This window comes from Paraburkholderia sp. CI2, assembly GCF_014201055.1.
Taxonomy (GTDB): domain Bacteria; phylum Pseudomonadota; class Gammaproteobacteria; order Burkholderiales; family Burkholderiaceae; genus Paraburkholderia; species Paraburkholderia tuberum.
Genome location: NZ_JACHDL010000008.1, coordinates 87,570 through 107,458, shown reverse-complemented (window position 1 = coordinate 107,458; position 19,889 = coordinate 87,570). Strand labels below are relative to the sequence as shown.

Sequence of the window (19,889 nt, the reverse complement as noted above, 5' to 3'; positions counted from 1 at the left end):
GCTCGGGCCGGCAAAACACGCCGCAACACGCGGCGTTCGTCAGACCAGCAAGCCGGCTTCAGGTCGCGATGAACAGTAGAACCAGCCCGAGCAACATCACGATGAGCCCTCCGACACGAATCTGATGCGGCGGTCGTTCCGCTATTTTACGGAACGTGTCGCGCCAGGCGGTTGGAAAAACGAACGGAAACATCCCCTCGATAATCAGCATCAGCGCGATCGCGAGCAATAACGAACCAGCTATGTCCATGCGAGTGAAGCGGCCGCGATGCGGATGCCGCGGCCTTCGGTAATCAGCGTTTGCGCGCAGCAGGCGCGGAAGCGTCCGGGGCGACGCCGCCGGTCGGGCTACGCATGAAGCGGAAGAACTCGCTACTGGAGTCGACCACGATCAGGTCGCCCGGCTTGAAGGTCTTCCGGTACGCCTGCATGCTTTGATAAAACTGGTAGAACTGCGGATCCTTGCCGAACGCTTCGGCAGCGATCTCCGCGGCCTTTGCATCGCCTTCGCCGCGAATGCCCTGCGCCTGCGCGAGGCCGTCGGCGAGCACCGCCTGCTGCTTGGCGAGCGCGTCCGCGCGGATCTGGTTCGCTTCGGCGGCGCCCTTCGCTCGCTCGTCCGCCGCGACCTGCTGGCGCGCGGCGATCATGCGCTTGAATACCGCGTCGGCCACCGCGGCCGGGAAATCGACGCGCGTGAGTTGCACATCCACGACCGATACGCCGAGCGATGCCGCGCCCTTGTCCATCGCACCGCGGGCCTCTTCGGCGACCGCCGGTTGTTTGGCGAGCGCGTCGGACAGCGTGAACTTGCCGAACGCGTCGCCGAGCGCGCCGCGCGACAGCAGCGCGAGCCGGTCGGGCAGACTCTGCGGATCACCCTTCGTTTCGGCGATCAGCTTCAGCGGATCGGTCACGCGGAACTTGATCACCGGGTTGACCAGCAGATCAGTTTTGTCGGACGTGACGTAATGATCTTCGTCGGGTGCGTCGAGCGACTGGATGCGATTGTCGACGAACACGACCGTTTGCAGCGGCGGCGGCAGCTTCACGTGCAGCCCCGGGCCGAGCAGCGTGGGCGTCGCGTCGCCGCGCGCGGATAACACGGCCATATGCCGTTGATCGACGACGAACACCATCGACGATGCCGCGAACAGCACGATGACGACCGCGACGACGAGCGCAATGATTCGGTTCATATTCTTGTGCGCTCCTTATTGAACGTCGTCTTCGCGTATGCGATTGCGGAACGCTTCGCGCGAGCGCAGCGACGCGGCGCTCGGCCGGCTCGCTGGCGCAGGCGCGGAAGCGGCGGGTGCGGATGCGCCATCGGCGGCGGAGCCTGCCGCGGCACCGGTCTCAGCGGCCGAAGCGGCCGACGGCGCGGCCGCACTCGCCGCTTGCGGCGCGCCCGCGACAGCAGGACCCGAAGCGGCGGCGCCCGCCGCCGCGGCCTGGCGTTCGCGGTTCTGCTCGACGAGCCTGTCGAGCGGCAGATACAGCACGTTGTTGCCGTTCTTCGCGTCGACGAACACCTTGGTCGCGTTCGCGTAAATCTGCTGCATGGTTTCCATGTACAGGCGGAAGCGCACGACGGCCGGCGCCTTCGCGTATTGGGCGTAGACCTGGTTGAAGCGCTCGGCCTCGGCCTGCGCCTGCGCGACCGTGGTCTGGCTATAGGTTTTGGCTTCCTGGACCTGACGATCGACGTCGGCCTGCGCGCGCGGCAGGAGATCGGCCGCATAAGCCTGCGCATCGCGTTTCGCGCGTTCGTTTTCGTCGTGCACCTTCGCAGCGTCGGCGAACGCCGGTTGCACCTGCTCGGGCACTTGCACGCTCTGGATCGTCACGCCCGTGACTGCCAGACCGGACTGGTACTGATCGAGCGATTGCTGGATCGCCGCGATCAGCTGCTGGCGCAAAGTTTCGTGATCCTGATCGAGGATATCGCTAGTGCTCTGCGCGCCGACGATGCCGCGCACCGCCGCCTGCGCGGCGTGCATCACGCTCTGATCGGGATCGACGCTGCGAAACAGAAAGTCGTTGGGATTGCGCACCTGGTACTGCACGGCGAAGCGCACGTCGACGATGTCGCCGTCGTGTGTGAGCATTGACGCGTCCTTCACGTTCGCGAGACGCACCACATTGCTACGGCCGATCTCGACCTGGCGGATCTGCCCGACATTGACGAACTCGTGGGACTCGAACGGAAACGGCAGACGCCAGTGCACGCCCGGCGCCGCGGTATAGCGATACTTGCCGAACTGCAGCACGACGGCCGCCTGGCCATCCTGCACGACGAACACGCCGCTGCCGAGATAGATCGCGATCAGCACGCCGATCACGATGCCGACGCCGATGCGCGCGCCACGGCCGTTGTCAGGACGGCCACCGCCGACACCGCCGCCCCTGCGCCCGAAAATCCGGGACAGACGGCGATTGAAATCACGCCACATTTCGTCGAGATCGGGCGGACCTTCACCGTCGCGTGCCGGTCGCTTCGGATCGTTCGGCCGTTGCCGGTCGCCGTTGCCGTCGCCCCGGCCCCAACGCGGATCGTTCAGTGAAAGCAAGGCGCGCATACGCAGCCAGATACTCCGCTCGTTGTAATCGTTCACCTGTGTTCGTTCACCAGAGTAGACAGCGGGTCAGTGCAATTTTGGAACGGGTCAGTGCCCGAGTTCTGGAACCTTGTGGTCGTCGCGCAGTTGCGCCGCGCGGTCATCTTGCGACGCATCGAACGGCATGTCGGCAAGCGGTTCGGCTGTAGCGATTTCGGCGATGGCAGCGCGCAATGCATCCAGCCCCTGCCCGGTGCGCGCGCTCAAAAAGACGCGCGAAATATTACCATACTCGTCCCGCTCGACCGCGTCGCCACGGGCTGCCAGCTCTGGCACCGCGTCGATCTTGTTGAACACGAGCACCTGACGGATCGTGTCCGCGCCGATCGCGTGCAACACCTCGTTGACCTGATCGATCTGGTCGAGCCGCACCGCGCTCGATGCATCGACGACATGCAGCAGCAGGTCCGCGTGAATGGTTTCCTCGAGCGTCGCGCGGAACGCGGCGACGAGTTGGTGCGGCAGCTCGCGGATGAAACCGACGGTATCGGACACCACCACCTGCCCCGCTTCGTCGCCCAGATACACGCGCCGCGAGGTGGTATCGAGCGTGGCGAACAACTGGTCGGCGGCATACGCCTGCGCCTTGGTCAGCGCGTTGAAGAGCGTCGATTTGCCGGCGTTCGTGTAGCCGACGAGCGACACCGACATCGTCTGGTTGCGATTCCGCGCCCGGCGTTGCGTGCCATGCTGGCGGCGCAGCTTGTCGAGGCGGATCTTGAGCGCCTTGATGCGCTCGCCGATCAGCCGGCGGTCGGTTTCGAGCTGCGTCTCGCCTGGACCGCGCAATCCGATACCGCCCTTCTGACGTTCGAGGTGGGTCCACGCGCGAATCAGCCGGGTCGACAGATATTGCAGCTGCGCGAGTTCGACCTGCAGCTTGCCTTCGTGGCTGCGCGCGCGCTGCGCGAAAATGTCGAGGATCAGACTGGTGCGATCGACCACGCGCCGATTAAGCGCCCGCTCCAGATTGCGCTGCTGCGCAGGCGCCAGAGCATGGTTGAAGATCACGAGTTCGATGTCGTTTGCTTCGCACGCAAGGCGCAATTCTTCGGCCTTGCCGCTGCCGACGAACATCTTCGCGTCGGGACTGGAACGGCGTCCGGTGAGGGTGACCAGGGGGTTCGCGCCCGCGCTTTGCGCGAGCAGGCTGAGTTCTTCGAGACTGGCTTCGAAATCGATCTTGCCGAAGTCGATGCCAACGAGCGCTGCATTGATCAAATTGGAGGGTATCAAAATGACGCGGCCGGGAGTGATCGCCAACGGGCGACAGTGTGCCGGCCGCGGCGAGGGTTAGGACTGTTCGGAATCCGGGTGGAAATTCACCGGACGGGCAGGCACGACCGTCGAAATGGCGTGCTTGTAGACCATCTGGGTGACCGTATTCCGGAGCAACACGACGTACTGGTCGAACGATTCGATGTTCCCTTGAAGCTTGATGCCGTTGACCAGGTAGATCGACACCGGCACATGCTCTTTACGCAGTGCGTTCAAAAACGGGTCTTGTAACAATTGCCCTTTGTTGCTCATAGCAAACTCCGTATTTTTTTGCAGGTTGACTGAATTGACGGCGAAGAAAAAGAGATCCGCCGCCAACCGCTACACTATAGCTGATTTTCATTTCGACGCGCGGGCCCGGGACCCCCGGCCAAACCCAGCATACACGCGGGTTTCAGCCCAGGTATAAGACCAGCTTCAGCTTGCTTCAGCCTTTGTCCGCGTAAGGGTTCGTCGACGATCTGAACTCTATTCGCAATGGAGTCCCCGTCAGCTTGAAAGTTTCCCGGAAGCGATTTTCGAGGTACCGCTTATACGTGTCGGTGATCGCGTCGAGCGCATTGCCGTGAATCACGATAATCGGCGGATTCTGTCCGCCCTGGTGTGCGTAACGCAGCTTCGGACGCACTGGACCGCGACGGCGCGGCTGCTGGAATTCGACCGCCTCGATCAGCGCGCGCGTCAGCTTCGGCGTCGGCAGCTTCGACATCGCGGCCGTGTACGCGTCGTCGACCGAACGCATCAGCGGCCCGATTCCGGTTTTTTCCGCAGCGGAAATGAAATGGAATTTGGCGAAGTCCAGAAATTTTAGTTTGCGTTCGAGGTCGGCTTTGGTGCGCTCGCGCACATGCGGATCGAGACCGTCCCATTTGTTCACGCCAACCACCAGCGCGCGGCCCTGCTCGACGACGAAGCCAGCGATGTGCGCATCCTGATCCGAGATGTCCTGACGCGCGTCGAGCAGCAGGATCACGACGTTCGCATCGGAGATCGACTGCAGCGTCTTCACGACCGAGAACTTTTCGATCGCCTCGAACACCTTGCCGCGGCGGCGCAGGCCGGCCGTGTCGATCAGCGTATACGGCTTGCCGTTGCGCTCGAAATCGACGTAGATCGAGTCGCGCGTAGTGCCGGGCATGTCGAACGCGATCACGCGCTCTTCGCCGACCAGCGCATTGATCAGCGTCGACTTACCAACGTTCGGCCGGCCGACGATGGCGATCTTCACGCCGCGCGCTTCCTTGTCTTCCTCGTTCTCTTCCGGCTGACCGGCATACGCGACTTCGAGCGCCTCGTTGATCATGTCGGTGACGCCGTCGCCGTGCGCGGCCGAAATCGCGCGCGGATCGCCGAGACCGAGTTCGTAGAAGTCGGCCGCGACGTTGGCGTACTTCATGCCCTCGGCCTTGTTCACGACGAGGAAGATCGGCCGGCCGACCTTGCGCAGATAGTCGGCGATCGACTTGTCCTGCGGCGCGAGACCGTTGCGCCCATCGACGATGAACACGACGACGTCCGACTCCTCGACCGCCTGGCGGGTCTGGCGCGCCATCTCGTGCAGGATGCCGTCTTTCGCGACCGGCTCGAAGCCGCCGGTGTCGACGACCAGATACGGCCGCTCGCCGGCGCGTCCTTCGCCGTAATGGCGATCGCGCGTGAGACCGGGCAGGTCGGCAACCAGCGCGTCACGCGAACGCGTAAGGCGGTTGAACAGCGTGGATTTCCCCACATTGGGGCGCCCAACGAGGGCAATAACGGGTTTCATCTGATGTTGTTCACGGTGAAACGCGGGATCGCAACCGATCGCGCGCGTAGCGACGCCAGGCGGCCGCCACGGGGTGGCGTTCTGACGAAATTATCACGAATTCAGCCTGCTCCGGATGCGCGATCGATATGCGCATCCAAGCGGACGGGCGTGGGCTGCACAGACGCCGCCGGGGGCCTGCTTCAGACCGGGCTGCTCGACGGCTGACGCGCTCGTGTTCGAGGGCGTCGTTAATTTGCAAGGCCGCCGACGAAGCGCACGCGCCGCCTTGCATGCCGGCGGCCACGGCCTCGATCCGACTTGCCGGACCAGCCCGTCCGGCGATTTTTTCTATTGAGCCTGCCCGATCACGCGACGGGCAGCATGGCAACCCGACGCAGGAGCCGCACGCCAAAGCCGGCGCAGACTTCAATTAAAAAGCGCGCGGCCGGCAAAGCCGGCCTGCGCGCCCGACATCATTTATAGCGATCAGCGCGGACGATAGCCGAACAGGCCGCCGTCGCGCGTCTGTACGACCAGCGTGTCGCCAGCCAGCACCGGCGCCGCGGTAATCGCGCTGCCGTCGGTCTTCACTCGTGCGACGAGCGTGCCGTCGACGGTCGACAGGAAATGCACGAAGCCCTTGTAGTCGCCGAACACGGCCGCGCGGCCGAGCAGCGTCGGCACGCTCAGGTCGCGGTTCTTCAGCGTGTCGTTCTTCCACAGCACCGAGCCGTTGCTCACGTCGAATGCGGACACGACCGACCAGTCGTCGGCGGCGACCACGCTGCGCTCATCCTGCGCGAGGCCGCTCGTGCTCGAGAACGGCTTGCCCCACAGCGCGCGGCCCGAGTTGGCGTCGAAACAGCCAATCTGGCCCTGGAACGTCACCGCGCAGGTCTCCGAACCCACCAGCGTAGGCGGGCCGGTCACGTCGTTGATACGCTCGACCTCGGTCACGCCCTTCGGATATGACACCGGCGTTTGCCAGTAGGCGTCGCCCGTCTGCAAGTTGATCGCGGCGAACGAGCCGCCCGGGAAGCCGGCCAGCACGGCCGCGTCACCTGCGAACGTCATGCCCGACGACACGCGCAGGTTCAGCGGCACCGCGCGGTTGCGGAAGTTCCACTTCTGCTCGCCGGTTTGCGCGTTGAACGCGACGATCTGGCCGTCGATCGTGCGCACGATCACGAGGCCGTTGCCGACGAGCGGCGGCGTAATGATCTCGCCCGGCGCCTTCGCGGTCCACAGCTGCTTGCCGTCCGCGCCTAGCACGTACACGTCGCCCTTCAAGCCACCGACCGCGGTGAGCGTGCCATCGCTGCCGACGCCCGCCGACAGATCATCGTGCAACTTGACGCGCCACACGTCCTTGCCCGTTTGCGCGTCGATCTTGGCGACCGTGCCATTCGTGCCGGCAGCATACACGGCGTTGCCGACCGCAACCGGCGAGAACAGGTAGCGGCCCGCCTTGCCGACGCTCGCCGACCAGGACTGCTGCACGTCGAGCACGGGTTTGAACTCGGTGAGCGGCGTCGGCACACGGCGCTCGTCTTTCGTGGATGAGCAAGCCGCCAGCGTGAGAACGGTCATCGCACAGATAACGGGCACGGCGTAACGTTTCAGCAGATTCATCGGTGGACGAAGCATTCAGGAAATTGGATTAAAGGAGACCGCCTTGCGGTCGTGGCTCGCGGCGCGCTGCGCGGGACGCTCAGCCGCCAAGCGCATCCAGCTTGAACTGGATCAGCTGGCGCGCCGAACTGTCGCTGTTCGACAGCGAGTCGAGCGCGAGCTTGTAGGCCGCGCGCGCGTCGTCGCGCTTGCCCTGGGCGGCGAGCAGGTCGCCGCGGCGGTCCGCCACGACGCCCTTGAAGGCATCGGATTGTGGCTCGGCCAGGAGCGCGAGGCCCTGGTCGTATGCCTTGTCGTCGAGCAGCAGCGATGCCATGCGCAGCTTCGCGATCTGCTTGAACTCGTCGTCCTTCGCGTGATCGATCGCCCATTGCAGTTGCGCCTTCGCGCCGGCTTCGTCGCCAGCGGCGTACAGCGCCTTGGCGGCGCCCAGCGCGGTCATCTGCGCGTAGGCAGTGCGGCCGAACTTGTCTTCCATGTCGGCGGCGACGCGCGCAATCTGCGCCTTATCGCCCGATGCCTCGGCTTGCTGAACCTGGTCATACAGCACCGCGGCTTCCGCGGCCTGACGACGCTGCCAGAAATTCCAGCCGTTCCAGCTCGCGCCTGCCAGCAACACCACCAGCACGATCCACGTGGTCGCATTGCCCCACTGCGTCCACCATGCCTTCAGACTTTCAATCGATTCTTGTTCGTCGTGGTAACTCATTGCCCGGCGATTTCCTCATTCTTGCTACGTGTGCGTGTCGAGCCAGCCGGCCCAACGACATCGCGATCAGTCGTCGCCGTCTTCGGCGGATGCAACCATCGCATTGATTAGATATTCGGTCAAGTCTTCGGCGGGCACGTTCTGTTGCTCGTTCTTACCGCCGTGGGCTTGCGTATCGCGCAGCGGTTTCACGCCGACCGTGCCGTTGGCGATCTCATCTTCGCCGAGCACGACCGCGAACGCGGCGCCGCTCGCGTCGGCGCGCTTCATCTGCGACTTGAAGCTTGCCGACTGACCGTCCACGCTGCAATGCAGGATCACGTCGAGACCGGTATCGCGCAGACGCTCGGCGATGATGAACGCCTGCTCGCGCGCGGTGTCGCCCTGATGGACCACGTACACGTCGCAACCTTCGTCTTCCGGCACGAGCTGTTCCTCCTTCAGCAGCTCGAGAATCCGCTCGACGCCCATCGCCCAGCCGCACGCAGCCGTCGGCTTGCCGCCGAGCTGTTCGATCAGCGGATCGTAGCGGCCGCCCGCCGCGACCGTGCCTTGCGCGCCGAGTTTGTCGGTCACCCACTCGAACACGGTCAGATTGTAGTAATCGAGACCGCGCACGAGACGCGGATTGATCGTGAACGGAAGGTTGTTCGCCTTCAGCAGACGCTGCAGAGCTTCGAAGTGCGCGCGCGATTCTTCCCCAAGAAAATCGATCAGCTTCGGCGCGTTCCGCGCGACTTCCTGCAGCGCAGGATTCTTCGTATCGAGCACGCGCAGCGGGTTCGTATAGAGACGGCGCTTCGCGTCTTCGTCGAGCACGTCCATGTGCTTTTCGAAATACGCGATCAGTTCGACACGATGCGCGGCGCGCTCTTCAGCGAGGCCCAACGAGTTGATTTCGAGCTTGATGCCAGTCAGGCCGAGGTCGTCCCACAGACGCTGGCACATCATGATGATTTCCGCGTCCGCATCCGGACCCGCGAAACCGAGCGCCTCGACACCGACCTGGTGGAACTGGCGATAACGGCCGCGCTGCGGACGCTCGTGACGGAACATCGGACCGATATACCACAGACGCTTCGGGCCATCGTACAGCATGTTGTGTTCGATCGACGCGCGCACCACGGCCGCCGTGTTTTCCGGGCGCATCGTCAGGTTTTCGCCGTTCAATGCGTCGGTGAAGCTGTACATCTCTTTTTCGACGATGTCGGTCACTTCGCCGATACCGCGTGTGAACAGCTGCGTATGCTCGACGATCGGCGTGCGGATATTCTGGTATCCGTACGAACGCAGCATCGACTTGACGGTGGTTTCGAAAAATTCCCAGAGCCCGGCTTCCTGCGGAAGGATGTCGTTCATGCCCTTCACGCCAGACAGCTTCTCGAGCTTTTTCTTCTGTTCAGTCATCTGTGTTTCGATAGCGGGTATTTAGTTGAGCGCGTCGGCGCGGCCATAGCGGCGCTCGACGTAGTCGCTCACGATTTGCTGGAATTCTTGCGCGATGTTCTCGCCGCGCAGCGTCTTCACCTTTTCGCCGTCGATGAACACCGGCGCGGCCGGATTCTCGCCCGAGCCCGGCAGGCTGATGCCGATATTCGCCTGCTTCGATTCGCCCGGACCATTGACGATGCAGCCCATCACCGCGACGTGCATCTGCTCGACGCCGGGATACTGGTCGCGCCACACCGGCATCTGCTGACGAAGGTAGGTCTGGATCTGCGACGCGAGTTCCTGGAACAGCGTGCTCGTGGTGCGGCCGCAGCCGGGGCACGCGATCACCATCGGCGTGAACGACCGGAGGCCCATGGTCTGCAGAATTTCCTGACCGACGATCACTTCGCCTGTGCGCGACGCGCCCGGTTCCGGCGTCAGCGAAATACGGATCGTATCGCCGATGCCCTGCTGCAGCAGAACCGACAGCGCCGCGGTTGACGCGACGATGCCCTTCGAGCCCATGCCCGCTTCGGTCAGGCCAAGATGCAGCGCGAAATCGCAACGGCGCGCGAGTTCGCGGTACACGGCAATCAGATCCTGCACGCCGCTGACCTTGCACGACAGGATGATCTGGTCGCGCCCGAGGCCGAGTTCGACCGCACGTTCCGCCGAGCCGATCGCCGACTGGATCAACGCTTCGTACATCACGCTTTGCGCTTCCCACGGAGTGGCGCGCGAGCCGTTTTCGTCCATCATCTTCGCGAGCAGGTCCTGGTCGAGGCTGCCCCAGTTCACGCCGATGCGCACCGGCTTGTCGTATTTGACCGCCGTCTCGATCATCTGCGCGAACTGCGTGTCGCGCTTCGCGCCGTGCCCGACGTTGCCCGGATTGATCCGGTACTTCGACAGCGATTCCGCGCAGCCCGGATAGTCGCGCAGCAGCAGGTGGCCGTTGTAGTGGAAGTCGCCGATGAGCGGCACCATCACGCCCATGCGGTCGAGTTGCTCGCGGATCGCCGGAACGGCCGCCGCCGCTTCCGGCGTATTCACGGTGATACGCACCAGTTCGGACCCGGCTTGCGCCAGTTCCTTGATCTGGATAGCGGTGCCGATCGCGTCGGCGGTGTCGGTGTTGGTCATCGACTGCACGCGCACCGGCGCATCGCCGCCGACGGTCACGAGCTGGCCGCCCCAGCGGACGTTGACCGCATGCGACTTGCGCCGCATCGCGGGGCCGCCGAACACCGGCTCGTCTGAAACGATCTTGCTACAGGATTGGGATTGAGCTTCGGTTTGCATCGAAAAACCCATTTACGCCGCACGCGCTATGCAAAAACGCAGCGCCTGAATTGAAAAAGCGCCGCGGACCGGTTGACCGCGGCGCATACCGTATCTGTCAAGGCAGCGCAAAGCGCGCCACGTTGCCCTTGGCTGTCGCATATTTCGACGGATCGACCGGCTGGCCGTCGAGCGTCACCGACTCGAGACCCGCCGTGTTGCCGACCGTGACCTTGAACGGACCGACACCCGTCACTTGCTTCGGATCGCCGGCATGCACGAGGCCGGAGAACAGTTCCTTGCCGTTCTTGTCACGCACGCTGAACCAGCTGTCCTGCGTCACGCGCAGCGCGACGACCGCCTCGCCGAGCGCTGGCGTGACCGCCGGTGCCGACGCGTTCGCCACGACCGCCGGTGCATTTGCGCTCTCCATGGCGGCCTGTGCCTGAGCCTGCGAGCCGGCCTTCGGTGCCGCGGCCGTCGGTGCCGGCGTTGCCGCTGTATTCGCTGCCGGGGCCGAGCCCGGCGCGGTGCCAGTGGCAAGCGGAGCCGGCATCGGCGTTGCCGACGCAGACACCGCATTATCAGCGCTCGCCGCGTTGTCAGCCGTGGCCGCCGCATCCGGCGCCGATGCCCCTTCCGCCGCCGTCGCCGGACCCTGAGCGACCGCGCCCGAAGCCGCCGTGTCGCTGATAGTCGAACTATTCGCGCTTGCCTTCAGGCGCGCGAGCCACGCGGACGAATCACCGCCGTTAGTGCGCCACATCCCGAGTGCGATGACCGCGACGACGATCGCCGCAATGCCCCACAGCCACGAACGGCTCTTATGCCCGCTGTCGCCGAGCGACAGCGAAACCTTGCCGCGCGGCAGATCCTTGCCCGATGACGCCGGCATCGACAGATTCGGCGCCGGCACGCCCTTCTCGCGACGCAGCGCCGCCGTAAAAGGCGCCGGATCGGCGCCCAGCATTTTCGCGTAGCTGCGCACGACGCCGAGTGCGAACGTCGTGTCCGGCAGATGGCTGACGTCGCCCGCCTCGAGCGCGCTCAGCTTGACGACCGACACCTTCAGCCGCGCCGACACGTCCTCGATAGTCCAGCCTTTCGACTCGCGCAACTGGGTCAAGCGCGCGCCAACCGCTGCCAACGAATCAAGGGCCGGCTGCACGACAGGCTGGACCACCGCCCTTGCAACGGGTGCCGGATGGCCATCGCTCGTGTCTGTCTCGTGCGGCTGCGGGTGCTGCGGCTCACTCATCCCAAATCCTTTCGCGTCGATTCTTTTAATCGTGCGACCGGACGGGCTCGAGCGTCACGTCCAAATCGCAGACCGTTTATAACAAAATGTGCGGCTTTGTGTACCGCTCCCGATCGATTCTGCAAACTTTCTTTTAATCGCCGGTGGCATGGGAGCATTTTTGCGCTCGCGGTGCTTTCCGCCGAACGCCGACGCCCTGCCGCCCCTCGCGATTACACGGCGCGAACCTCGATCACCTTCGCCGCCTTCCCGGTGCGCTCAGCAAGACGCGTGCGGTCTTTCACCGCGCCGGCCAGCTGACCGCAGGCAGCATCGATATCGTCGCCGCGGGTCTTGCGCACAGTGGTGACCACGCCAGCGTCCATCAACACCTGCGCAAACCGCTTGATCTGTTCCGGCTTCGAACGGATAAGGCCCGATTCGGGGAACGGATTGAACGGAATCAGATTGAACTTGCACGGCACGTTACGCGTGACGGCGAGCAACTCGCGCGCGTGCGCCTCGCTGTCGTTCACGCCATCGAGCATGCAGTATTCGAACGTAATGAAATCTCGCGGCGCGACTTTCAGATAGCGCTCGCACGCCGCCATCAGCTCGCGCAGCGGGTACTTTTTGTTGAGCGGCACCAGCACGTCGCGCAGCGCGTCGTTCGAGGCATGCAGCGACACCGCGAGCGCCACGGGCAGATCCGCGCCGAGCCGGTCCATCATCGGTACGACGCCCGAAGTGGACAACGTGACGCGCCGGCGCGACAGGCCGTACGCATTGTCGTCGAGCATCAGGCGCATGGCCGGCACGACTGCGTCGTAATTGAGCAGCGGCTCGCCCATCCCCATCATCACGACGTTCGTGACGACGCGCTCGCCCTTGCCGTCGCCCCCCATCGCGCGGCCGCCGGCATCACCACGCGACGCGCGCAGCGCAAACTCAGCCATGCGCAACTGGCCGATGATTTCGCCGGTAGTGAGATTGCGGGAGAACCCCTGCTTGCCGGTCGAGCAGAACCGGCAGTTGACCGCACACCCAGCCTGTGACGACACACACAGCGTGCCGCGCGTTTCTTCGGGGATGTAGACGGTTTCAACGGCGTTGCCGTTTCCGACGTCGATCAGCCACTTGCGTGTGCCGTCCGACGAAACGTGGTCGCTGACGACGTCCGGCATCGTGATCGCGGCGCGCCCTTTAAGCTTTTCGCGCAAGGACTTCGCGAGATCGGTCATGCCGTCGAAGTCGGCAGCGTTGTATTGATGAATCCAGCGCTGCAATTGCTTGGCGCGAAACGGTTTCTCGCCCAGGCTGTCGCAATAGGCGACGAGCCCTTGGGCGTCGAGGTCGAGAAGGTTGACGGAGGGACTGCTCGTCATATCGAATCCTGCCATTTCATTGCGAGACTACGTTCATGCAACAAGCTGCATGAACGCCGTGCCCGTTCGCGCCCATTCCTGCTGCTTTTACCTTACTACTTTGCCGTGCAACGCGCGCGATTCATGCGATAAAACAATTCGGCTGCACGAAACGCGCCAGGCGGACTCGACTTACGACCGAGGCCAGTGCCTGACCTCAGCGCGAGGCGCTCAACGCGAGTAGACGTTGACTTGGGGGAAGAAGAATGCGATTTCAATCGCGGCCGTTTCCGATGCGTCCGAGCCGTGCACCGCGTTGGCGTCGATGCTGTCCGCGAAGTCGGCACGGATCGTGCCCTTTTCTGCCTTCTTCGGGTCAGTCGCACCCATCAGATCACGGTGTTTCAGGATCGCGTTTTCGCCTTCCAGCGCCTGCACGACCACCGGACCCGAGATCATGAATTCGACGAGGTCCTTGAAGAACGGACGTGCTGCGTGCACGGCGTAGAACTTCTCGGCGTCAGCACGCGACAGATGAACCATGCGCGATGCCACGATCTTCAGACCAGCGTTTTCAAAACGGGTATAGATCTGGCCGATCACGTTCTTGGCCACTGCGTCCGGCTTGATAATCGACAGGGTGCGCTCGATCGCCATAAAAACTCCAAAAAATTAAGAAGTTACAGATTCAAATGAATCCGCTATTGTAGCATGTTCCCCGTGCGCCATTGCGATTGAACCCTTACAGCACTGAAAGAATCAAAGCAAAGGGCGCGAAATACTGGTAGCGTAGGCCATGTGGGCGACTGGAGGTATTGAAACTCCGTGCTGCCGCGCTAATCTTACGGATGAACGGTGCGCCCGCCGGCGCTTCGCAAATTGCCGTATCACCATCACGAAACACGCTTCCGAGGTAAGGAGAGATCATGAACGAACATCCGTATATGTTTGGCCGCAACGGCGCGGTCAGCACGGTCGAAACACGCAACCGCGTGCTACGGAATACCTACTGGCTGCTCGCGCTGTCCATGATTCCGACCGTGCTCGGCGCGTGGGTGGGTCTTGCCACCGGCTTCTCACTGTTCGCCGCCACCAGCCCCGCCATGAGCATGCTGGCATTCTTCGCGATCGCCTTCGGCTTCATGTTCGCGATCCAGCGCACCAAGGACAGCGCCGTCGGCGTTTTCGTACTGCTCGGCTTCACGTTCTTCATGGGGCTGATGCTGTCGCGCATTCTCGCGTTCGTGCTCGGCTTCTCGAACGGCCCGTCGCTGATCATGCTCGCTTTTGGTGGCACCGGTGTGATCTTCGCGGCCATGGCGACCATCGCCACGGTCAGCAAACGCGACTTCTCGGGCCTCGGCAAGTGGCTCTTCATGGGCGTGATCGTGATCCTGCTGGCTTCGGTCGCGAACGTGTTCCTGCAACTGCCGGCGCTGATGCTGACGGTTTCAGTCATGGCAATCGTGATCTTTTCCGCCTACATCATGTTTGACGTGCAGCGCGTCGTGAACGGCGGCGAGACGAATTACATCACGGCGACGCTGGCGATCTACCTGGATCTGTACAACGTGTTCGTCAATCTGCTTGCGCTGCTCGGCATTTTTGGCGGCAACCGCAATTAAGTTTGCCCTCGACGCTCAAATTAGAAGCCCATAACGATTGCTCGTTATGGGCTTTTTCATTACCTGACCACCCGGCGCATGGCGTGCAGCGCGACCGGACGCCAACCGGGTGCCACAGTCACACCGTCAACCACGCGAAACCTTCGCTCTGCGACGCAACCACCACCTCCGTGGGAGCCGCGTCAAGCACGCCCGCCAGCGCCGCCTGCGCAAGTTCCGGCAGATTGTTCTGCTGGCTCAGATGCGCTGCGACCAGATGCCGCAAGCGCGAGCGGTCGAGCGACGCCAGGATTTCAGCTGCCGCGTGATTGTTCAGATGCCCGTGATTGCCGCCGATACGCGCCTTCAGCGACGGCGGATAACGACTGCCCGCGAGCATCTGCACGTCATGATTGCATTCGAGCACGAGCGCGTCGCAGCCACTCAGCACCGCGCTGATATGCGGCGTGGAGGTGCCCACGTCGGTGAGCACGCCAAGCCGGCTCGCGCCGTTCGAGAACACGTATTGGAGCGGTTCGCGAGCGTCGTGCGGAACGGTATAAGGGAGAACGCTGAGCTCTCCGATCGATACCGCCTCGTCGCCCCACAGCACCTGCAGGTCAACATCGGCTTCGTCGGCGCCCACCGCGCGCGCGGTGCCCCAGCTCATGTACAGCGGAATCGACCACTTGCGCGCCAGCGTCAATGCGCTGCCGATGTGATCGCTATGTTCATGCGTAATCAGGATCGCGTCGAGGTGCTCGGCACTCGCGCCGAGCCGCGTCAGACGCCGCTCGACTTCGCGCGCGGAAAAACCGCAATCGAGCAGCACACGCGTGGTGACCGCACCGCTGCGCGCCTCCACCAGCAGCGCATTGCCTTCACTGCCGCTGCCGAGACTTGCGAAGCGCACGACCCGCCTTAGTTCAGTTGCGCGTGCAGCAGCGACACGATGCGCTGCGCGTCCGACGACGTGTCGATCTGCCCATTCGCGTCGACGACCGCGACCTGCGTCACCGCGTCGCCCTTCGCGCGCACATTGACGAGGAATTCCTGGCCCGGCTTGCGCGTCGAATTGCCGCTGTAGAATAGTTTGCCGAACAGGCCTTCCTTCTTCAGTTCCTGCATCGAATCCGCGTAGCGCACGTAGTAGATGCCCTTCTCGCGATCGCGGTTGTCGACCGTAAAGTTGGTGCGATCGAGCGCGAGGCCCACACGCAGCCAGGCACGGTCGAACGACTCCTGCAGATCGAGCGTCGACGCACCCGCGCTCTGCTCGATCGTGGTCGGCGCGGCGGCGGTGCGCGCGTCGGTCAGCAGTTGCTTCGATTGTGCTTCGGTCAGGCCGAACTTCTGCATCAGCTTGGCGAGAAACAGCGCCTCGAGCGCCGGATCACGCGGACGCTCTTCCCAGCGCGAAGACGTCTTGTCCTGCCCGGTCATCACCTCTTCCATCGCGCTGTGCGTGATCGAGATATCGGTCGCGCCGTCCGGACCGCGCGATACCAGCGTGCGGAAACTGTCGCGGGTGCCCGACGAATAGGCGAAGTCGATGACCTTGCCGATCGTGCGGCGGAACCAGTCGTCCGGAATGTTCGCGCGGTTTTCCGCCCAGTCGGTCGTCATGATGCCGGTGGCCGGCGCATCGGTCTTCAGCACGAAGCCGTTTTCCTGCCAGAACTCCTGCAGCTGCGGCCAGAGCTGTTCCGGGGAACGGCCGTCGACCACCAGCCAGCGACGGTCGCCGTCGCGCTCGATATGCATGCCGAGCGGATCCTGCGCGTTCGGCTGACCTTCGGTCGCGTTGCCGGCCGCCGTGACAGCGCGCGTCGGCGTGCCACCAAGCGCCAGATTGGCCGGCGGTGCCACATAGCGCTGGTCGTTCGGCGACGTGCTCAGATCGCTCGGCACGGCGAGCGGCGGCGCGCTCGAGGTCGCCTTGTAGTTGACGCGGTCGGAAGCGAACCAGTCGTTCAGCGTGTCACAGCCGGCGAGCGTCGACAGGGCAAGCGCCAGCGCCGCCATGCGGGTTGCGTGGAGGGAAAGTGCGGAACGTTTCATGAGGTCCTTCGTGATGCTGGAACGCGATGCCTCGTTCGATCTGCCGGGAACGTGGGCTGAAGCGACGTCGGTTAATGAAATGCCGGTGGCGGTCTTGCGTGGGCGGCGGGACGGTCGGCCCGTTCAGCCGAGCAGGCCCGCTTCGCGCAGCGCGCCGCGCACCACTTCGTGGTATTGCGCGTCGAGCGGCGTGAGCGGCAGGCGGATGCCGCCCTGCACACGCCCCAGTTGCTGCAGCGCCCACTTCGCCGGAATCGGATTCGCTTCGGCAAACAGGTACTTGTGCAGTGACAGGAGTTTCAGATGAATCTCGCGCGCGGTCTTCACGTCCGCGGCGAGCGCGGCCTTGCACAGTTCGCTCATTGCGCGCGGCGCGACGTTCGCGGTGACCGAAATATTGCCGTGACCGCCGAGCAGCATCAGCGCGATCGCGGTGGGGTCGTCGCCGCTATAGATGCCGAAATGCGCCGGCGCCGACTTGATCAGATGCGCGGCGCGGTCGATGTTGCCCGTGGCCTCCTTCACGCCGACGATGCCCGGCACCTGTGCGCAGCGCAGGATGGTCTCGTTGCTCATGTCGGCGACGGTGCGGCCCGGCACGTTGTACAGAATCACTGGCAGATCGACGGTTTCGGCGATCTTCGCGAAATGGCGGTAGATGCCTTCCTGGGTCGGCTTGTTGTAGTACGGCACGACCTGCAGCGTGGCATCCGCGCCGACGTCCTTCGCGTGTTGCGTGAGTTCGATCGCCTCAGCGGTGGAATTGGCACCCGCGCCCGCGATGACAGGAATGCGTCCAGCGGTGTGCTCGACCGCGGTCTTGACCATCAGCACGTGTTCTTCGACCGACAGCGTGGCCGACTCGCCGCTCGTGCCGACCACGACGAGCGCATTCGTGCCTTCCTCGACGTGCCAGTCGATCAGTTTGCGAAACGCCGGCAGATCGAGGCTGCCGTCTTCGAGCATCGGAGTGATGATGGCAGGAATGCTGCCGCGGATCTGAACGCCGTCCTGGTGACCGCTGTGGTTGCCGTTAGTCATGAAACGCCATGAATATGATCAGGTAAACCGCGATTGTAGCGGATTAGCCAGCCAACTCGTAACAAGGTGGCGCTGTTGCCCGTGCGGGATCATGCGCCCGGGCCGTTTCCCGAACCGCGCAGATGCGCTGAACGTAGGCCGGACGCGGCTCGGCGAGAAATCCGTCCTGAAATGCGATCACCCGCAGGTGGCCCCGCACGGTGTCGAGCAGCTCGCCAGGCGCGAGCAAAAACGCCGGATTGGAGGGTTTGCCGACGCTTTCGTTTCCTTGCGCGAAGGTCTCGTAAACCAGTACGCCGCCGGGCGCGAGCGCGCGCAGCAACTGCGGAAAAAGCGGCCGGTGCAGGTAGTTGGTGACCACGACGGCGGCGAACGCCGCATCGGCCGGTAGCGGCCACGTCGCGCCTTCGAGATCGGCCACGAGAGGTGTGACGAGCAGCGCGTCGCGCAGCAGGTCGAGAGCAGCCGCGTCACGATCGATCGCGGTGACCGGATGGCCGAGCGACGCAAAAAAGCGCGCATGCCGCCCGGCCCCCGACGCGACGTCGAGCACCGCGCCGCCCGGCGCGATCAGGTGCGCCCAGTGACGCACCCAGCGCGACGGTTCACCGAGGCCATGCAAGCCACTGGTAACGGGCGTGCTCATCGCTGCACCGCGGTGCGTCGGGTGCGCATCAGTTGTACGACAGCCCCATCGCCTCACGGACGTCGCGCATCGTTTCGGTCGCGAACCGGCGTGCCTTGTCGCAGCCATCGGCGACGATCGCGCGCAACAGCGACGGGTCGTCCATGTACTTCTGCGCGCGCTCGAGCATCGGCTGCTGCTCGCGCAGAATCCCTTCGACGACCGGCTGCTTGCAATCGAGGCAACCGATGCCTGCCGAGCGGCAGCCCTTCTGCACCCACTCGTGGGTCGCTTCGTCGGTATAGACCTGATGCAATTGCCACACCGGGCACTTGTCGGGATCGCCCGGATCGGTGCGGCGCACGCGCGCGGGGTCAGTCGGCATCGTACGGACCTTCTTCGTGATGGTTTCCGCGTCTTCGCGCAGGCCGATCGTGTTGCCGTACGACTTCGACATCTTCTGGCCGTCGAGACCCGGCATGCGCGACGCCTCGGTCAGCATCGCCTGCGGCTCGACGAGGATGATCTTGCGCGAACCTTCGAGATAGCCGAACAGGCGCTCGCGATCGCTCATCGACAGGCTTTGCGATTCCTGCAGCATCGCCCGCGCGCGTTCGAGCGCTTCGTCGTCGCCTTCCTGCTGATACGCGTTGCGCAACTCGTGATACAGCTTCGAGCGCTTGCCGCCGAGCTTCTTCGCGGCTTCGTTCGCCTTCTCCTCGAAGCCCGGCTCACGGCCGTACAGGTAGTTGAAACGACGGGCGATTTCGCGCGTCATCTCGACGTGCGGCACCTGGTCTTCACCGACCGGCACGAGCGAGCCGCGATACAGCAGAATGTCCGCCGCCATCAGCACCGGATAGCCGAGGAAGCCGTAGGTGGACAGGTCCTTGTCCTTCAGCTTTTCCATCTGCTCCTTGTAGGTCGGCACGCGTTCGAGCCAGCCGAGCGGCGTGCTCATGCCGAGCAGCAGCGCCAGCTCGGCATGCTCGGGCACCTTGCTCTGGATGAACAGCGTCGCCTGCGCCGGATCGATGCCGGAAGCGAGCCAGTCGATCAGCACGTCCCACACGTTCTTTTCGATCACTTCGGGCGTTTCGTAGTGCGTCGTCAGTGCGTGCCAGTCGACCACGCAGAAGAAGCACGGGTATTCGGACTGCAGCCGCACCCAGTTTTTCAGCACGCCGTGATAGTGGCCGAGGTGCAACGACCCGGTGGGCCGCATGCCGGAGAAGATACGGTCTGGGAACATGGTTAT

The 19,889-nt window shown here is 63.8% G+C and carries 19 protein-coding genes; 1 reads left to right on the top strand and 18 read right to left on the bottom strand.

Annotated elements, in window-relative coordinates; genetic code table 11:
• Positions 1–58: 58 nt before the first annotated feature.
• From HDG32_RS13755 to ndk, 13 genes are all read right to left on the bottom strand, one after another.
• Positions 59–250, bottom strand: a complete 192-nt coding sequence (locus HDG32_RS13755) for a DUF2065 domain-containing protein (protein WP_090800720.1) — start codon at positions 248–250, stop codon at positions 59–61.
• Between the two features lie 43 nt (positions 251–293).
• Entirely contained in the window at positions 294–1,199 is a 906-nt protein-coding gene (hflC, locus tag HDG32_RS13750; RefSeq protein WP_184067635.1) for a protease modulator HflC, read from the bottom strand.
• A 15-nt stretch (positions 1,200–1,214) separates the two neighbouring features.
• On the bottom strand, positions 1,215–2,618 hold the full coding sequence (hflK, locus tag HDG32_RS13745) for an FtsH protease activity modulator HflK (RefSeq protein ID WP_184067632.1): 1,404 nt from the start codon (positions 2,616–2,618) through the stop codon (positions 1,215–1,217).
• 51 nt (positions 2,619–2,669) lie between these two features.
• Positions 2,670–3,884, bottom strand: coding sequence for a GTPase HflX (gene hflX, locus HDG32_RS13740; RefSeq protein ID WP_184022437.1), 1,215 nt, complete (start codon positions 3,882–3,884; stop codon positions 2,670–2,672).
• A 30-nt stretch (positions 3,885–3,914) separates the two neighbouring features.
• Complete coding sequence (gene hfq / locus HDG32_RS13735; RefSeq protein ID WP_006051315.1) at positions 3,915–4,151, bottom strand: RNA chaperone Hfq; 237 nt, start codon at positions 4,149–4,151, stop codon at positions 3,915–3,917.
• 175 nt (positions 4,152–4,326) lie between these two features.
• Entirely contained in the window at positions 4,327–5,664 is a 1,338-nt protein-coding gene (gene der / locus HDG32_RS13730) for a ribosome biogenesis GTPase Der (RefSeq protein ID WP_184067628.1), read from the bottom strand.
• A gap of 468 nt (positions 5,665–6,132) precedes the next feature.
• Positions 6,133–7,278: an outer membrane protein assembly factor BamB gene (gene bamB / locus HDG32_RS13725; protein WP_184067625.1), complete on the bottom strand. Its 1,146-nt coding sequence runs from the start codon at positions 7,276–7,278 to the stop codon at positions 6,133–6,135.
• Positions 7,279–7,357: 79 nt separating this feature from the next.
• Complete coding sequence (locus HDG32_RS13720) at positions 7,358–7,987, bottom strand: tetratricopeptide repeat protein (protein ID WP_184067622.1); 630 nt, start codon at positions 7,985–7,987, stop codon at positions 7,358–7,360.
• A gap of 66 nt (positions 7,988–8,053) precedes the next feature.
• Positions 8,054–9,394 carry a histidine--tRNA ligase gene (gene hisS, locus HDG32_RS13715; RefSeq protein WP_184067619.1) on the bottom strand — a complete coding sequence of 447 codons (1,341 nt, stop codon included), beginning with the start codon at positions 9,392–9,394 and terminating at the stop codon, positions 8,054–8,056.
• 21 nt (positions 9,395–9,415) lie between these two features.
• The gene (ispG, locus tag HDG32_RS13710) at positions 9,416–10,732 is read right to left on the bottom strand and encodes a flavodoxin-dependent (E)-4-hydroxy-3-methylbut-2-enyl-diphosphate synthase (protein ID WP_184067616.1); all 1,317 of its coding nucleotides are present in this window, start codon (positions 10,730–10,732) and stop codon (positions 9,416–9,418) included.
• An 85-nt stretch (positions 10,733–10,817) separates the two neighbouring features.
• On the bottom strand, positions 10,818–11,957 hold the full coding sequence (locus tag HDG32_RS13705; RefSeq protein WP_184067613.1) for a helix-turn-helix domain-containing protein: 1,140 nt from the start codon (positions 11,955–11,957) through the stop codon (positions 10,818–10,820).
• Positions 11,958–12,169: 212 nt separating this feature from the next.
• Positions 12,170–13,321, bottom strand: coding sequence for a 23S rRNA (adenine(2503)-C(2))-methyltransferase RlmN (rlmN, locus tag HDG32_RS13700; protein ID WP_184067611.1), 1,152 nt, complete (start codon positions 13,319–13,321; stop codon positions 12,170–12,172).
• A gap of 210 nt (positions 13,322–13,531) precedes the next feature.
• Positions 13,532–13,957 carry a nucleoside-diphosphate kinase gene (gene ndk, locus HDG32_RS13695; protein ID WP_184067608.1) on the bottom strand — a complete coding sequence of 142 codons (426 nt, stop codon included), beginning with the start codon at positions 13,955–13,957 and terminating at the stop codon, positions 13,532–13,534.
• Positions 13,958–14,226: 269 nt separating this feature from the next.
• Here ndk and HDG32_RS13690 point away from each other — a divergent pair, with 269 nt between their 5' ends.
• Entirely contained in the window at positions 14,227–14,925 is a 699-nt protein-coding gene (locus tag HDG32_RS13690; protein ID WP_018417558.1) for a Bax inhibitor-1/YccA family protein, read from the top strand.
• A 118-nt stretch (positions 14,926–15,043) separates the two neighbouring features.
• On the opposite strand, the gene HDG32_RS13685 is transcribed toward HDG32_RS13690, so the two are convergent.
• The 5 genes from HDG32_RS13685 to HDG32_RS13665 all read right to left on the bottom strand — a co-directional run bounded on the left by HDG32_RS13685 (position 15,044) and on the right by HDG32_RS13665 (position 19,883).
• Positions 15,044–15,817 (bottom strand): MBL fold metallo-hydrolase, encoded by a 774-nt coding sequence (locus HDG32_RS13685; protein ID WP_090800741.1) that lies wholly within the window; start codon positions 15,815–15,817, stop codon positions 15,044–15,046.
• An 8-nt stretch (positions 15,818–15,825) separates the two neighbouring features.
• On the bottom strand, positions 15,826–16,965 hold the full coding sequence (gene bamC, locus HDG32_RS13680) for an outer membrane protein assembly factor BamC (protein WP_184067605.1): 1,140 nt from the start codon (positions 16,963–16,965) through the stop codon (positions 15,826–15,828).
• A gap of 123 nt (positions 16,966–17,088) precedes the next feature.
• Positions 17,089–18,006, bottom strand: a complete 918-nt coding sequence (dapA, locus tag HDG32_RS13675) for a 4-hydroxy-tetrahydrodipicolinate synthase (RefSeq protein WP_090800745.1) — start codon at positions 18,004–18,006, stop codon at positions 17,089–17,091.
• 43 nt (positions 18,007–18,049) lie between these two features.
• On the bottom strand, positions 18,050–18,652 hold the full coding sequence (locus HDG32_RS13670) for a methyltransferase domain-containing protein (RefSeq protein WP_184067602.1): 603 nt from the start codon (positions 18,650–18,652) through the stop codon (positions 18,050–18,052).
• A gap of 28 nt (positions 18,653–18,680) precedes the next feature.
• Positions 18,681–19,883 (bottom strand): tryptophan--tRNA ligase, encoded by a 1,203-nt coding sequence (locus tag HDG32_RS13665; protein ID WP_090800748.1) that lies wholly within the window; start codon positions 19,881–19,883, stop codon positions 18,681–18,683.
• Between the last annotated feature and the right edge of the window lie 6 nt (positions 19,884–19,889).